We start from the raw sequence: 12049 nt of genomic DNA, 5'->3' as shown, positions 1-12049 counted from the left end.
AGGACACAATGCAGGGTTCTGTGACAGAGTTTCTAAAACCGCGCCTGGTAGATATCGAGCAAGTGAGTTCGACGCACGCCAAGGTGACCCTTGAGCCTTTAGAGCGTGGCTTTGGCCATACTCTGGGTAACGCACTGCGCCGTATTCTGCTCTCATCGATGCCGGGTTGCGCGGTGACCGAGGTTGAGATTGATGGTGTACTTCATGAGTACAGCACCAAAGAAGGCGTTCAGGAAGATATCCTTGAAATCCTGCTCAACCTGAAAGGGCTGGCGGTGAGAGTTCAGGGTAAAGATGAAGTTATTCTTACTCTGAATAAATCTGGCATTGGCCCTGTGACTGCAGCCGACATCACCCACGACGGTGATGTTGAAATCGTCAAGCCGCAGCACGTGATCTGCCACCTGACCGATGAGAACGCAGCTATTAGCATGCGTATCAAAGTTCAGCGCGGTCGTGGTTATGTGCCGGCTTCTGCCCGAATTCATTCGGAAGAAGATGAGCGCCCAATCGGCCGTCTGCTGGTCGACGCATGCTACAGCCCTGTAGAGCGTATTGCCTACAATGTTGAAGCAGCGCGTGTAGAACAGCGTACCGACCTGGACAAGCTGGTCATCGAAATGGAAACCAACGGCACAATCGATCCTGAAGAGGCGATTCGTCGTGCGGCAACCATCCTGGCAGAACAACTGGAAGCTTTCGTTGATTTACGTGATGTACGTCAGCCAGAAGTGAAAGAAGAGAAACCAGAATTCGATCCGATCCTGCTGCGCCCTGTTGACGATCTCGAATTGACTGTCCGCTCTGCTAACTGCCTCAAGGCAGAAGCTATCCACTATATCGGTGATCTGGTACAGCGTACCGAGGTTGAGTTGCTGAAAACGCCGAACCTGGGTAAAAAATCTCTTACCGAGATTAAAGACGTGCTGGCTTCACGTGGACTGTCTCTGGGCATGCGCCTGGAAAACTGGCCACCGGCAAGCATTGCTGACGAGTAACCGGATCACAGGTTAAGGTTTTACTGAGAAGGATAAGGTCATGCGCCATCGTAAGAGTGGTCGTCAACTGAACCGCAACAGCAGCCATCGCCAGGCTATGTTCCGCAACATGGCAGGTTCACTGGTTCGTCATGAAATCATCAAGACGACCCTGCCTAAAGCGAAAGAGCTGCGTCGCGTAGTTGAGCCGCTGATTACTCTTGCCAAGACTGACAGCGTTGCTAATCGTCGTCTGGCATTCGCCCGTACTCGTGATAACGAGATCGTGGCAAAACTGTTTAACGAACTGGGCCCGCGTTTCGCGAGCCGTGCCGGTGGTTACACTCGTATTCTGAAGTGTGGTTTCCGTGCAGGCGACAACGCGCCGATGGCTTACATCGAGCTGGTTGATCGTTCAGAGAAAGCAGAAGCTGCTGCAGAGTAATCTGCAGTAACGTAAAAAAACCCGCTCCGGCGGGTTTTTTTATATCCGCCGTATCACCACTTATCTACAATGCCTGTATCAATTTTGTTCATCCCCTGGAGCTCATCATGTGGTTGCTCGACCAGTGGGCAGAACGCCATATTCGCGATGCCCAAAACAAAGGTGAATTCGACAATCTACCAGGAAGTGGAGAGCCTCTGGTACTTGAAGATGATTCGCATATCGCACCTGAACTTAGGGCTGGTTATCGCTTACTGAAAAATGCTGGCTGCCTCCCTCCTGAACTTGAGCAGCGCAGAGAGGCTGTCGAACTGGCCGAGCTTCTCAAAGGAATTCGTCAGGACGAGCCCCGACATACAGAACTTAGCCGCAGGCTTGCGCTAATCGAACTCAAGTTGCGCCAGGCCGGAATGAACACTGAATTCCTGCATGGTGAATACAGTGAAAGATTGATGCAGAAAATAGATGAGGAGTAACGATGTACCGTATCGGTGAACTTGCAAAGCTTGCGAACGTAACGCCGGATACCATCCGATATTACGAAAAGCAGCAGATGATCGATCATGAAGTTCGTACTGAAGGAGGTTTTCGCCTTTATACCGATAACGATCTACAGCGTCTGAGATTCATACGCTATGCGCGACAACTTGGCTTCACGCTGGATTCGATCCGCGAGTTGTTATCGATCCGCATCGATCCTGCTCATCACACTTGCCAGGAATCAAAAAGCATTGTGCAGGCCCGGCTGGATGAAGTTGAAGCGCGCATTCAGGAACTGCAAACCATGCAGCGCTCTTTGCAAAGGCTGAATGATGCCTGCTGCGGAACGGCGCACAGCAGTATTTACTGTTCAATTCTCGAAGCCCTTGAACAGGGAGCCAGTGGAGAAACCCAGGGTTGTTGATTTTTAGCCCACACGGGTCTAGACTTCCGTCGTCATAAACCATGCTCAGGAGACGTTATGAGCCGCTATCAGCACACGAAGGGACAAATTAAAGACAATGCCATTGAGGCTTTACTTCATGACCCGCTTTTTCGACAGCGCGTTGAAAAGAATAAAAAAGGGAAGGGAAGTTATCTGCGTAAAAACAAGCATGAAAAACGGGGTAACTGGGAGGCCAGTGGCAAGCAAGCGAATCGCTTATTTACCACTGGCCTTCCTGTTTTTAACTGCTGATTAAACGCGGTTATTCTGCTCTTTTAACAGATCGCGAATTTCACTCAGTAACACTTCTTCTTTCGTTGGTGCAGGCGCTACTGCTGGCTCTTCCTTTTTACGGTTGAGCCTGTTGATCAGCTTGATAGCCATAAAAATGGCAAACGCCACGATCACGAAATCAAATACGTTCTGGATAAATACGCCGTAATGCATCACGACCGCAGGGATATCACCCTGGGCTTCACGCAGTGTGAAAGCGAACTGTTTGAAATCAATGCCCCCGATTAGCAGCCCTAAAGGTGGCATGATAATGTCTGCAACTAATGATGAAACAATCTTACCGAATGCCGCACCAATAATAACACCCACTGCCAAATCCACCACGTTCCCGCGCATCGCAAATTCGCGAAATTCTTTAATAAAACTCATTATGTTCTCCTTGTGCCAGCTGACGAGTATAAGTTTAACAAATGATTAGCCAATTGCCATTCGGGATAATTAAACGTTATGAAAAATAAAAGACACAAGAATTAAAAGGATAAAGTATGGGTGCTCTTGCTTGAACACCCAAAGCATTAAAGGAAGAATGGACTTGGCTGGAATAAACGTTCGACGTCGGTAATAAATTTTTTATCGGTAAGGAACATAATTACGTGGTCGCCTTGCTCAATACGCAAATTATCATTGGCGATCATAACGTCATTCCCGCGCACTACGGCGCCGATAATTGTGCCTGGTGGCAGCTTAATTTCATCGATCGACCGACCTACAACGCGTGACGTGGTTTCATCTCCATGAGCTACCGCTTCAATGGCTTCTGCCACCCCGCGACGCAGAGATGAAACGCCGACAATATCTGCTTTACGCACATGGCTAAGCAGGGCAGAGATCGTCGCCTGCTGCGGCGAAATGGCAATATCAATAACGCTGCCCTGAACCAGATCAACATACGCTTTGCGCTGGATAAGCACCATGACCTTCTTTGCTCCCATACGCTTGGCGAGCATGGCGGACATGATATTCGCCTCGTCGTCATTGGTGACGGCAATAAAGAGATCAACTTGATCAATATGTTCTTCAGCCAGCAGTTCCTGATCCGAGGCATCGCCGTAAAATACGATCGTATTTTGCAACTTTTCCGCCAGCTCAGCAGCACGCTGCTGATCGCGCTCGATCAACTTCACGCTGTAGTCTTTTTCCAGCCTGCGCGCGAGACCCGCTCCAATATTGCCACCGCCGACCAGCATAATACGTTTATAAGGCTTTTCGAGACGCTGCAACTCACTCATCACCGCACGGATATGCTGAGAGGCCGCAATGAAGAAGACTTCATCCCCCGCTTCGACAATGGTGGAGCCTTGCGGGCGAATGGGTCTGTCGTGACGGAAAATGGCGGCGACGCGCGTATCGATATGCGGCATGTGCTCGCGCATTGTGGAAAGCGCATTGCCGATTAACGGGCCGCCGTAATAGGCTTTCACGACGGCCAGACTGACTTTACCCTCGGCAAAGTTCACCACCTGCAGGGCGCCCGGATATTCGATCAGACGATAGATGTTGTCGATAACCAGCTGTTCTGGCGCGATGAGATGGTCAATAGGAACCGCTTCTGAATTAAAGAGCTTCTCAGCGTCACGGACATAGTCCGGGGAACGGATACGCGCGATTCGGTTTGGCGTGTTGAAAAGCGAGTAGGCCACCTGGCAAGCTACCATATTGGTTTCGTCAGAACTGGTGACCGCAACCAGCATGTCGGCATCGTCGGCGCCGGCCTCGCGAAGAACCCGCGGGTGGGAACCATGACCCTGAACAACGCGCAGATCAAATTTGTCCTGTAAAACACGCAGGCGATCGCCGTTGGTATCAACAATCGTGATGTCGTTGTTTTCTCCAACCAGGTTTTCTGCCAGCGTTCCGCCCACTTGTCCTGCGCCCAGAATGATAATCTTCATATCTCGTGACCTGTTCTCAACATCACTCTTTGATTAGCTTAGCGTAAAAGAAGCCGTCACCCTCTTCCGCACCGGGCAGGTTCTGTTGACCCGGGCGTTCAGGCGTTCCCGTATCGTGTAACGCCGCGTCCGGGGTGCGTTTAAGGAAGGCCGCGATTTGCTGGCTGTTTTCTTCCGGCAATACGGAGCAGGTTGCATAGACCAGCGTTCCGCCGGGTTTAAGATGCGGCCAGATGGCATCCAGAATATCGGATTGCAGCTGGGAAAGTTCTTTAATGTCACGATCGCGGCGCAGCCACTTGATGTCCGGATGACGGCGAATAACGCCGGTTGCTGAGCAAGGGGCATCCAGCAAAATACGATCGAATTGCGTTTCACCACACCATTCTGCGGGCTTGCGTCCGTCGCCCTGCTTAACCTGTGCCTTCATGCCCAGACGTTTGAGGTTATCATAGACGCGTGAGAGGCGTTGTTCATCGACATCCACTGCCATGACGTTGGCCTGCGGAGCCACTTCCAGGATGTGCGTTGTTTTTCCGCCTGGAGCAGCGCAAAGATCAAGGATCTGTTCCCCGTTTTTAGGTTCAAGCCAGGTCATGCAGCCCTGAGCCGAGGCATCCTGCACGGTCACCCAGCCTTCATCAAAACCGGGTAAAGCCTGTACCGGAGCAGGGGAAGCTAAACGCACCGCATCAGGGTAGGCTTCATGAGTGAATCCACTCATTCCCGTTTCTTCCAGTAATGCCAGCCATGCGTCACGGGTATGGTGATTACGATTGACGCGTAACCACATCGGTGGGCGTTGATTATTCGCATCGGCAATGTTTTGCCACTGCTGCGGATACGCTTTTTTAAGGCGATTTAGCAGCCAGTCCGGGTGCAGAAAACGTGTTTCGCTTTGTGCAAATTCAGCCAGAAGCTCGTCCTGTTGACGCTGGAACTGGCGCAGTACGCCGTTGATTAATCCTTTCAACTGAGGGCGTTTAATCGCAACGGCACCTTCCACCGTTTCAGCCAGCGCAGCGTGAGGAGGAATGCGGGTATGAAGAAGCTGATAAAACCCCACCATAATCAAATAATGTACGGTGCGCTGTTTGCCTGTCATTGGGCGTGACATCAGCTTATTAATGAGCCACTCAAGCTGAGAAAGCGTGCGCAGGACGCCAAAGCAGAGTTCCTGAAGCAGGGCTTTGTCTTTATCAGAGACTTTTTGTTGCAGCGGAGGCAGGACATTACTCAGTGATTGCCCCTGCTCGATAACCTGCTCAACGGCCTGGGCCGCCATACTGCGTAGATTTTGTTTTTTCATAACCGTAAAAATAAAAATGCCCGGAAACACCGGGCCTTAAGCATAAACTGGGTCAGGCAAGACGATTGCCCGGTATAAACCATTCGCGACGGGAATTTAACAGATCCTGAGCGCTCATGGCTTTCTTACCGGCCGGTTGCAGCGATTCAAGATTCAGGATCCCTTCCGCAGTCGCAACCTGGATTCCGTTCTTGCTGGCCTCAATAATCGTACCGGGTTCAGCTGCTGTATCACCGCTAATGACGGAGGCCTTCCAGACTTTCACTGGCTGCTCATCAATCTCCATCCAGCTCATCGGCCACGGATTAAAAGCGCGAATGCAGCGTTCAAGTTGAGCCGCAGACAAAGACCAGTCGATCCGCGCTTCTTCTTTGCTCAGTTTTTCAGCATAAGTTACCAGCGCATCATCCTGAACTTCCGGTTTCGCCGTATTATCAGCCAGCTGCTGCAGCGTCTCGATAAGCCCTTGTGGACCGAGGCCTGCAAGTTTGTCATACAGCGTGGCACTGGTATCGTCTGCCGTAATGGGGCAGGCCAGTTTATACAGCATATCGCCGGTGTCTAAACCTATATCCATCTTCATGATTGTGACGCCGGTTTCAGCATCACCTGCCCACAGGGAGCGCTGGATAGGCGCCGCGCCACGCCAACGCGGGAGCAGGGAACCATGCACGTTGATACAACCCAGACGAGGCATATCAAGCACCGCTTTTGGCAGAATTAAACCGTAAGCCACCACCACCATTACGTCGGCGTTCAGGTCAGCAACTAACTGCTGGTTTTCCTGAGGGCGTAAGGATGCAGGCTGGAAAACAGGTAGCCCATGCTCTTCTGCCAGCACCTTAACCGGGCTCGGCATCAGTTTTTTACCGCGACCGGCCGGACGGTCCGGCTGGGTAAAGACGCCAACAACCTGGTGACCAGAAGATAACAGCGCGTCAAGATGACGCGCTGCAAAATCAGGGGTACCCGCGAAGATAATACGTAGTGTTTTAGACACGATGATCCTTGTATCCGGGGGACGCTATGCGCGAGAGCGCAAACGATCCAGTTTCTCTACTTTCTGACGAATACGCTGCTGTTTTAGCGGAGAGAGATAATCGATAAATAGCTTACCGACCAGGTGATCCATCTCATGCTGAATACAAATTGCCAGCAGGTCGTCTGCTTCCAGCTCGAACGGATTTCCGTCACGATCGAGGGCGCGGATTTTCACTTTTTCGGCACGCGGCACTAACGCGCGCTGTTCAGGAATAGACAGACAGCCTTCCTCAATACCCGTTTCGCCGCTCTTTTCAAGCAGCTCAGGGTTGATCAACACCAGCCGCTCATCGCGATTCTCAGAGACGTCGATCACGATAATACGCTTGTGAATGTCAACCTGCGTTGCCGCCAGGCCAATGCCTTCTTCGGCGTACATGGTATCGAACATATCATCAACGATACGCTGGATTTCTGCATTCACTTCTTTAACCGGTTCAGCGACGATGCGAAGGCGCTCGTCCGGAATATGTAACACTTGCAAAACTGCCATAAATTTCCAGAGTCGTGTTCAGGAGTTGATAAGAATATTACTTCTATTCTAGACAAATCGTCGGTCGATTGACAGCATCAGTGACCAATCGCAATGATTGCGCAAGCCGGTTGTGGCAGGAGGAAAGGATGACGTCTACCGAGATATGGCTACGCCTAATACACACAGGTTCACTATGCGGTGATGGAATGCTGGAAGCGGCGGCACAACTGTGCAAGCGGACAAATATAGATGTTCCCGCTGTCAGAGGCGCCGGGCTGACAGCAAAACAGGCTGAGCGATTCTTTGCCCAAGATGAAAGTGAACTGGAGCGTAGTCTGATTTGGCTTGAGCAGCCGGGGAATCATCTGTTGACGACAAACCATCCACTTTATCCTCCTTTACTTCGAGCAATTCCTGATTATCCCGGCGCATTATTCGTAAAAGGTAACCCTGAAATCCTTAATTGTGTCCAGCTGGCGGTCGTGGGTAGCCGTGCGCCGTCATGGTACGGAGAACGATGGGGGAAAATTCTGTGCGAACAACTTTCGCAAAGTGGTTTCACGATCACCAGCGGACTGGCCTGCGGTATAGACGGCATTGCTCACAACGCCGCGCTGTCTGTAAAAGGGCGTAGCGTGGCCGTGCTGGGGAACGGCCTGTTTAGCATTTATCCCCGTCGGCATCAGGCTTTGGCTATGCGATTAATCGAATCTGACGGGGCGATAGTATCTGAATTCCCTCTTTCGGCGCAGCCACGACCGGCAAACTTCCCGCGTCGTAATCGGATTATCAGCGGGCTTAGCCAGGGAGTATTGGTCGTTGAAGCGGCAGTACGAAGCGGCTCGTTGGTCACAGCACGATGCGCGCTCGATCAGGGGAGGGAGGTATTCGCCTTACCCGGCCCGATTGGTAACCCGGGGTGCGAAGGCCCCCACTGGCTGATAAAGCAGGGTGCTACGCCGGTAACAGAAGTGCGGGACATTCTTGAAAATTTGCAATATGGCTTGCAATGTCTGCAGGAAGATCCCGAAAAGCGACATTATTCATCAGATCAGGGAAAGGTGGCATTGCCATTTCCCAAGCTCCTGGCTAACGTAGGAGATGAGGTAACACCTGTTGACGTTGTCGCTGAACGTGCCGGCCAACCTGTGCCAGTAACGGTAGCACAGCTACTCGAACTGGAGTTAGCAGGGTGGATCGCAGCTGTACCCGGCGGCTATGTCCGATTAAGGAGGGCATGCCATGTTCGACGTACTGATGTATTTGTTTGAGACTTACATCCATAACGAAGCAGAAATGCGAGTGGATCAGGACAAATTGACACAGGATCTTACCGATGCGGGGTTTGAGCGGGAAGATATCTACAATGCGTTGATGTGGCTGGAAAAACTGGCTGATTATCAGGAAGGCCTCGCCGAACCGATGCAGCTTGCTTCTGACCCGTTGTCAGTACGCATTTATACCGCTGAAGAGTGTGAAAGGCTGGATGCCAGCTGCCGGGGATTCATCTTATTCCTTGAGCAGATTCAGGTGCTGAACCTCGAAACGAGAGAAATGGTGATAGAGCGCGTCATGGCGCTGGATACGGCAGAATTTGAACTGGAAGATCTCAAATGGGTGATTCTGATGGTTCTGTTTAATATCCCGGGCTGTGAAAATGCCTATCAGCAGATGGAAGAATTACTCTTTGAAGTGAATGAAGGTATGCTGCATTAATTCAATGTGCAGCACCAAGAGTTGTTATGGCCAAATCAGCACTATTCACGGTGCATAAAAACGAGCCCTGCCCGCAGTGCGGGGCTGAACTTGTTATTCGGTCCGGGAAACACGGCCCGTTTCTCGGTTGTTCACACTATCCGGAATGTGATTATGTCCGTCCCCTGAAAAGCCAGGCGGATGGACATATCGTTAAAATTCTGGAGGGACAGCTTTGTCCTGTCTGTGGCGGCGAATTAGCGTTACGTCAGGGGCGTTTCGGTATGTTTATTGGCTGTAGCCGTTATCCGGAATGTGAACATACGGAACAAATTGATAAGCCTGATGAAACGGCCATTGCTTGCCCGCAATGCCAACACGGCCAGCTGGTACAGCGTCGTTCCCGTTTTGGTAAAACCTTCCATTCGTGCGATCGCTATCCTGAATGCCAGTTCGTTATCAATTTCAAACCGGTAGCGGGCGTCTGCGCTCATTGCAATTATCCGCTACTTATCGAGAAGAAAACGGCGCAAGGTATGAAACGCTTCTGCGCCAGTAAACAATGTGGAAAGCCGGTTACGGCGGATCAAAATAGTGAACAATAACCTGCCATCAGGCTCCATTGCGCATGCTGTGGATGTACTGAAAAAAGAAGAAGTCATCGCCTATCCCACTGAAGCGGTTTTTGGGGTCGGTTGCGATCCTGACAGCGAGACGGCTGTAAGCCGCCTGCTTGCCTTAAAACAAAGACCCGTCGAGAAAGGGCTGATTTTGATCGCTGCCAATTACGAGCAGCTAAAACCCTACATCAATGACTCCATGCTGACGCCGGCGCAGCGCGATACTATCTTCTCCGCATGGCCGGGACCGGTGACCTTTGTTTTCCCGGCGCAGCCGACAACACCACGCTGGTTGACTGGACGCTTTGATTCCCTTGCCGTTCGCGTCACCGATCATCCGCTGGTGGTTGAGCTTTGCCTGGCATTTGGTAAACCGCTGGTCTCAACCAGTGCGAATCTGACCGGGTTGCCACCTTGCCGCACAACGGAAGAAGTACTGGCGCAGTTCGGGAATGACTTCCCGGTTGCCGCCGGAGAGACAGGAGGGCGCCTGAATCCGTCTGAAATTCGCGACGCTTTGACCGGCGAACGTTTTCGCCAGGGGTAATCTCATGGAAACCTATGCTGTTTTTGGTAATCCGATTGCACACAGCAAATCGCCGTGGATCCATCAGCAATTTGCGGAGCAGTTGCAGATCGATCATCCCTATGGCCGCGTACTGGCGCCGGTAGAATCGTTTATTCCGACACTGGAGGCCTTTTTCGCCGCAGGCGGCAAAGGCGTGAATGTGACGGTTCCTTTTAAAGAGGAAGCTTTCGAACGTGCGGATGAACTGACCGAGCGCGCCTCGCTTGCTGGTGCAGTCAATACCCTCAAACGGCTTGAGGATGGACGCCTTCTGGGTGACAACACCGACGGAATTGGTTTGCTGAGCGACCTGGAAAGACTCTCCTTTATCAAACCCGGGTTCCGGGTCCTGCTGATTGGTGCGGGTGGCGCGTCGCGGGGAGTGCTGTTGCCTCTGCTTTCCCTGGACTGTGCGGTGACCATTACTAACAGAACCTTCTCCCGGGCAGAAGCGCTGGCTGCGTTGTTTGCGCATACTGGCAGCGTGAGCGCGGTAGCGCTTGACGATCTTGCCGGGCATGAATTTGATCTGGTTATCAATGCCACTTCCAGCGGCATTAATGGTGAGATCCCGGCAATCCCAGCTTCCCTGGTAAGCACTCACGCCTATTTCTATGACATGTTTTATCAGAAAGGGAATACACCCTTCCTGAACTGGTGCGAGCAACATGGCGCGAAACATTTAGCCGATGGGCTAGGAATGCTGGTGGGACAGGCCGCACATGCAGTGCTGCTCTGGCATGGGGTGTTACCTGCGGTTGAGCCAGTAATTGAAAAGTTAAAGCAGGAGCTTTCGGTGTGAATCAGGCTATTCACTTCCCTGACAGGGAGAACTGGGATGAGCGTAAACAAGCGGTTTGTTTCCCGGTGCTGGTGCAGGGTATGCAGCTTACCTGTGCCATTGGCGGGGAATCGCTGTTGCGTCGTTTTGGCGGTTCAGACCCGTTAACTGTATTTTGTGAAAATCGCTGGGATCTCGAAGAGGAAGCCAGCGATTTGATCCGCGATCAGCAGGAAGACGATCAGGGCTGGGTTTGGTTGTCCTGATTCAGGTAGTCATTCTTCCATTTTACGTAGTTGTTCGCTGAGTATTTTAACCCTTCGATCTCTGCCTCCTTCAGGGGGCGGATCTGCTTGACCGGGCTTCCCAGATAGAGATAGCCGCTCTCCAGTCTTTTGTTCTGCGGGACAAGGCTACCGGCACCAATCATTACATCTTCTTCTACTATCACACCATCCAGCAAAATCGATCCCATGCCAACGAGTACTCGATTACCGATAGTGCAGCCGTGAAGCATCACTTTATGGCCGACGGTAACATCTTCTCCAATGATGAGGGGATTACCTTCGGGATTATAAGAGGACTTGTGGGTGACATGCAGAACGCTACCGTCCTGAATATTGGTACGTGCACCAATAGACACATAGTTAACATCTCCCCTGATGGCGACGAGCGGCCAGATGCTGACGTCATCGGCCATTCGGACATCACCAATAACCACGCTGCTGGGATCGATCATCACGCGATCGCCTTTTTGGGGGAACAGATCTTTATAAGGGCGTAATACTGCAGACATAACTACCTCTAAGGATGAGCGTTATACAGAAGACTTGATCATATTATTGGATCGAGGCAAGGCAAAAAGCGTCAATATTTAAGCAGATCGGGCGGGATTTCAGCGAAAAGCACGGAAAATCGACAGTTGGAAAAAAAGATCTAAAAAACACTTGTGCTAAAAAATGGGATCCCTATAATGCGCCTCCATCGACACGGCGGATGTGAATCACTTCACAGACAACCCGGTCGG

17 protein-coding genes are annotated in these 12049 nt (G+C 51.5%); 11 read left to right on the top strand and 6 right to left on the bottom strand.

Translation table 11 applies throughout. From position 1 onward, the window contains the following. Nucleotides 1-8 precede the first annotated feature (8 nt). The 5 genes from ACWKXT_RS18520 to ACWKXT_RS18500 all read left to right on the top strand — a co-directional run bounded on the left by ACWKXT_RS18520 (nucleotide 9) and on the right by ACWKXT_RS18500 (nucleotide 2599). Nucleotides 9-998, top strand: a complete 990-nt coding sequence (locus tag ACWKXT_RS18520) for a DNA-directed RNA polymerase subunit alpha (protein WP_002919219.1) — start codon at nucleotides 9-11, stop codon at nucleotides 996-998. Nucleotides 999-1038: 40 nt separating this feature from the next. Continuing rightward, nucleotides 1039-1422 (top strand): 50S ribosomal protein L17, encoded by a 384-nt coding sequence (gene rplQ / locus ACWKXT_RS18515; RefSeq protein ID WP_001216368.1) that lies wholly within the window; start codon nucleotides 1039-1041, stop codon nucleotides 1420-1422. 107 nt (nucleotides 1423-1529) lie between these two features. Further along, a complete protein-coding gene (locus ACWKXT_RS18510) occupies nucleotides 1530-1898 on the top strand; it encodes a DnaJ family domain-containing protein (protein ID WP_454533096.1) in 369 nt (122 codons plus the stop codon). A 2-nt stretch (nucleotides 1899-1900) separates the two neighbouring features. Then, the gene (gene zntR / locus ACWKXT_RS18505; protein ID WP_014833516.1) at nucleotides 1901-2326 is read left to right on the top strand and encodes a Zn(2+)-responsive transcriptional regulator; all 426 of its coding nucleotides are present in this window, start codon (nucleotides 1901-1903) and stop codon (nucleotides 2324-2326) included. Nucleotides 2327-2383: 57 nt separating this feature from the next. Then, nucleotides 2384-2599, top strand: a complete 216-nt coding sequence (locus ACWKXT_RS18500; RefSeq protein ID WP_454529484.1) for an alternative ribosome-rescue factor A — start codon at nucleotides 2384-2386, stop codon at nucleotides 2597-2599. Here ACWKXT_RS18500 and mscL read toward each other — a convergent pair whose 3' ends face one another. The 5 genes from mscL to def form a co-directional block, all read right to left on the bottom strand. After that, nucleotides 2600-3010, bottom strand: a complete 411-nt coding sequence (mscL, locus tag ACWKXT_RS18495; RefSeq protein WP_454533095.1) for a large-conductance mechanosensitive channel protein MscL — start codon at nucleotides 3008-3010, stop codon at nucleotides 2600-2602. Between the two features lie 146 nt (nucleotides 3011-3156). Then, nucleotides 3157-4533: a Trk system potassium transporter TrkA gene (gene trkA, locus ACWKXT_RS18490; RefSeq protein ID WP_024909661.1), complete on the bottom strand. Its 1377-nt coding sequence runs from the start codon at nucleotides 4531-4533 to the stop codon at nucleotides 3157-3159. Between the two features lie 22 nt (nucleotides 4534-4555). Next, nucleotides 4556-5842 (bottom strand): 16S rRNA (cytosine(967)-C(5))-methyltransferase RsmB, encoded by a 1287-nt coding sequence (gene rsmB / locus ACWKXT_RS18485; protein ID WP_454533094.1) that lies wholly within the window; start codon nucleotides 5840-5842, stop codon nucleotides 4556-4558. Nucleotides 5843-5894: 52 nt separating this feature from the next. Then, complete coding sequence (gene fmt / locus ACWKXT_RS18480; protein ID WP_454533093.1) at nucleotides 5895-6842, bottom strand: methionyl-tRNA formyltransferase; 948 nt, start codon at nucleotides 6840-6842, stop codon at nucleotides 5895-5897. A 24-nt stretch (nucleotides 6843-6866) separates the two neighbouring features. Next, nucleotides 6867-7376 carry a peptide deformylase gene (gene def, locus ACWKXT_RS18475; RefSeq protein WP_006812188.1) on the bottom strand — a complete coding sequence of 170 codons (510 nt, stop codon included), beginning with the start codon at nucleotides 7374-7376 and terminating at the stop codon, nucleotides 6867-6869. A 128-nt stretch (nucleotides 7377-7504) separates the two neighbouring features. Between def and dprA the strand changes: the two genes are divergently transcribed. Genes dprA through ACWKXT_RS18445 form a run of 6 tightly spaced genes read left to right on the top strand, consistent with a single transcriptional unit; the run spans nucleotide 7505 to nucleotide 11288 of the window. After that, the gene (dprA, locus tag ACWKXT_RS18470) at nucleotides 7505-8629 is read left to right on the top strand and encodes a DNA-protecting protein DprA (protein WP_454533092.1); all 1125 of its coding nucleotides are present in this window, start codon (nucleotides 7505-7507) and stop codon (nucleotides 8627-8629) included. Further along, on the top strand, nucleotides 8601-9074 hold the full coding sequence (smg, locus tag ACWKXT_RS18465; RefSeq protein ID WP_008503477.1) for a DUF494 family protein Smg: 474 nt from the start codon (nucleotides 8601-8603) through the stop codon (nucleotides 9072-9074). The genes dprA and smg overlap by 29 nt, the downstream gene beginning before the upstream one ends. 26 nt (nucleotides 9075-9100) lie before the next feature. Continuing rightward, entirely contained in the window at nucleotides 9101-9658 is a 558-nt protein-coding gene (locus tag ACWKXT_RS18460; RefSeq protein ID WP_454529488.1) for a topoisomerase DNA-binding C4 zinc finger domain-containing protein, read from the top strand. Further along, nucleotides 9648-10220, top strand: a complete 573-nt coding sequence (tsaC, locus tag ACWKXT_RS18455; protein ID WP_454533091.1) for an L-threonylcarbamoyladenylate synthase type 1 TsaC — start codon at nucleotides 9648-9650, stop codon at nucleotides 10218-10220. Before ACWKXT_RS18460 ends, tsaC begins: the two co-directional genes overlap by 11 nt. 4 nt (nucleotides 10221-10224) lie before the next feature. Next, nucleotides 10225-11043, top strand: coding sequence for a shikimate dehydrogenase (gene aroE / locus ACWKXT_RS18450; RefSeq protein WP_454529490.1), 819 nt, complete (start codon nucleotides 10225-10227; stop codon nucleotides 11041-11043). Continuing rightward, the gene (locus ACWKXT_RS18445; RefSeq protein WP_454529491.1) at nucleotides 11040-11288 is read left to right on the top strand and encodes a DUF1488 domain-containing protein; all 249 of its coding nucleotides are present in this window, start codon (nucleotides 11040-11042) and stop codon (nucleotides 11286-11288) included. The genes aroE and ACWKXT_RS18445 overlap by 4 nt, the downstream gene beginning before the upstream one ends. Here the strand turns inward: ACWKXT_RS18445 and ACWKXT_RS18440 are convergent. Next, nucleotides 11264-11818: a gamma carbonic anhydrase family protein gene (locus ACWKXT_RS18440; protein WP_454529492.1), complete on the bottom strand. Its 555-nt coding sequence runs from the start codon at nucleotides 11816-11818 to the stop codon at nucleotides 11264-11266. The genes ACWKXT_RS18445 and ACWKXT_RS18440 overlap by 25 nt on opposite strands. Between the last annotated feature and the right edge of the window lie 231 nt (nucleotides 11819-12049).

The sequence above is a fragment of the Enterobacter sp. UPMP701 genome (assembly GCF_053709515.1).
The sequence above is the reverse complement of the archived record's forward strand: the minus strand, read 5'-3'. Positions and strand labels throughout refer to the sequence as shown.

What these genes read in the sequence shown, in the direction of transcription:
- ACWKXT_RS18520 (WP_002919219.1), top strand. Translation starts at nt 9, where the DNA reads ATGCAGGGTTCTGTGACAGAGTTTCTAAAACCGCGCCTGGTAGATATC.
- rplQ (WP_001216368.1), top strand. Translation starts at nt 1,039, where the DNA reads ATGCGCCATCGTAAGAGTGGTCGTCAACTGAACCGCAACAGCAGCCAT.
- ACWKXT_RS18510 (WP_454533096.1), top strand. Translation starts at nt 1,530, where the DNA reads ATGTGGTTGCTCGACCAGTGGGCAGAACGCCATATTCGCGATGCCCAA.
- zntR (WP_014833516.1), top strand. Translation starts at nt 1,901, where the DNA reads ATGTACCGTATCGGTGAACTTGCAAAGCTTGCGAACGTAACGCCGGAT.
- ACWKXT_RS18500 (WP_454529484.1), top strand. Translation starts at nt 2,384, where the DNA reads ATGAGCCGCTATCAGCACACGAAGGGACAAATTAAAGACAATGCCATT.
- mscL (WP_454533095.1), bottom strand. Translation starts at nt 3,010, where the DNA reads ATGAGTTTTATTAAAGAATTTCGCGAATTTGCGATGCGCGGGAACGTG.
- trkA (WP_024909661.1), bottom strand. Translation starts at nt 4,533, where the DNA reads ATGAAGATTATCATTCTGGGCGCAGGACAAGTGGGCGGAACGCTGGCA.
- rsmB (WP_454533094.1), bottom strand. Translation starts at nt 5,842, where the DNA reads ATGAAAAAACAAAATCTACGCAGTATGGCGGCCCAGGCCGTTGAGCAG.
- def (WP_006812188.1), bottom strand. Translation starts at nt 7,376, where the DNA reads ATGGCAGTTTTGCAAGTGTTACATATTCCGGACGAGCGCCTTCGCATC.
- dprA (WP_454533092.1), top strand. Translation starts at nt 7,505, where the DNA reads ATGACGTCTACCGAGATATGGCTACGCCTAATACACACAGGTTCACTA.
- smg (WP_008503477.1), top strand. Translation starts at nt 8,601, where the DNA reads ATGTTCGACGTACTGATGTATTTGTTTGAGACTTACATCCATAACGAA.
- ACWKXT_RS18460 (WP_454529488.1), top strand. Translation starts at nt 9,101, where the DNA reads ATGGCCAAATCAGCACTATTCACGGTGCATAAAAACGAGCCCTGCCCG.
- aroE (WP_454529490.1), top strand. Translation starts at nt 10,225, where the DNA reads ATGGAAACCTATGCTGTTTTTGGTAATCCGATTGCACACAGCAAATCG.
- ACWKXT_RS18440 (WP_454529492.1), bottom strand. Translation starts at nt 11,818, where the DNA reads ATGTCTGCAGTATTACGCCCTTATAAAGATCTGTTCCCCCAAAAAGGC.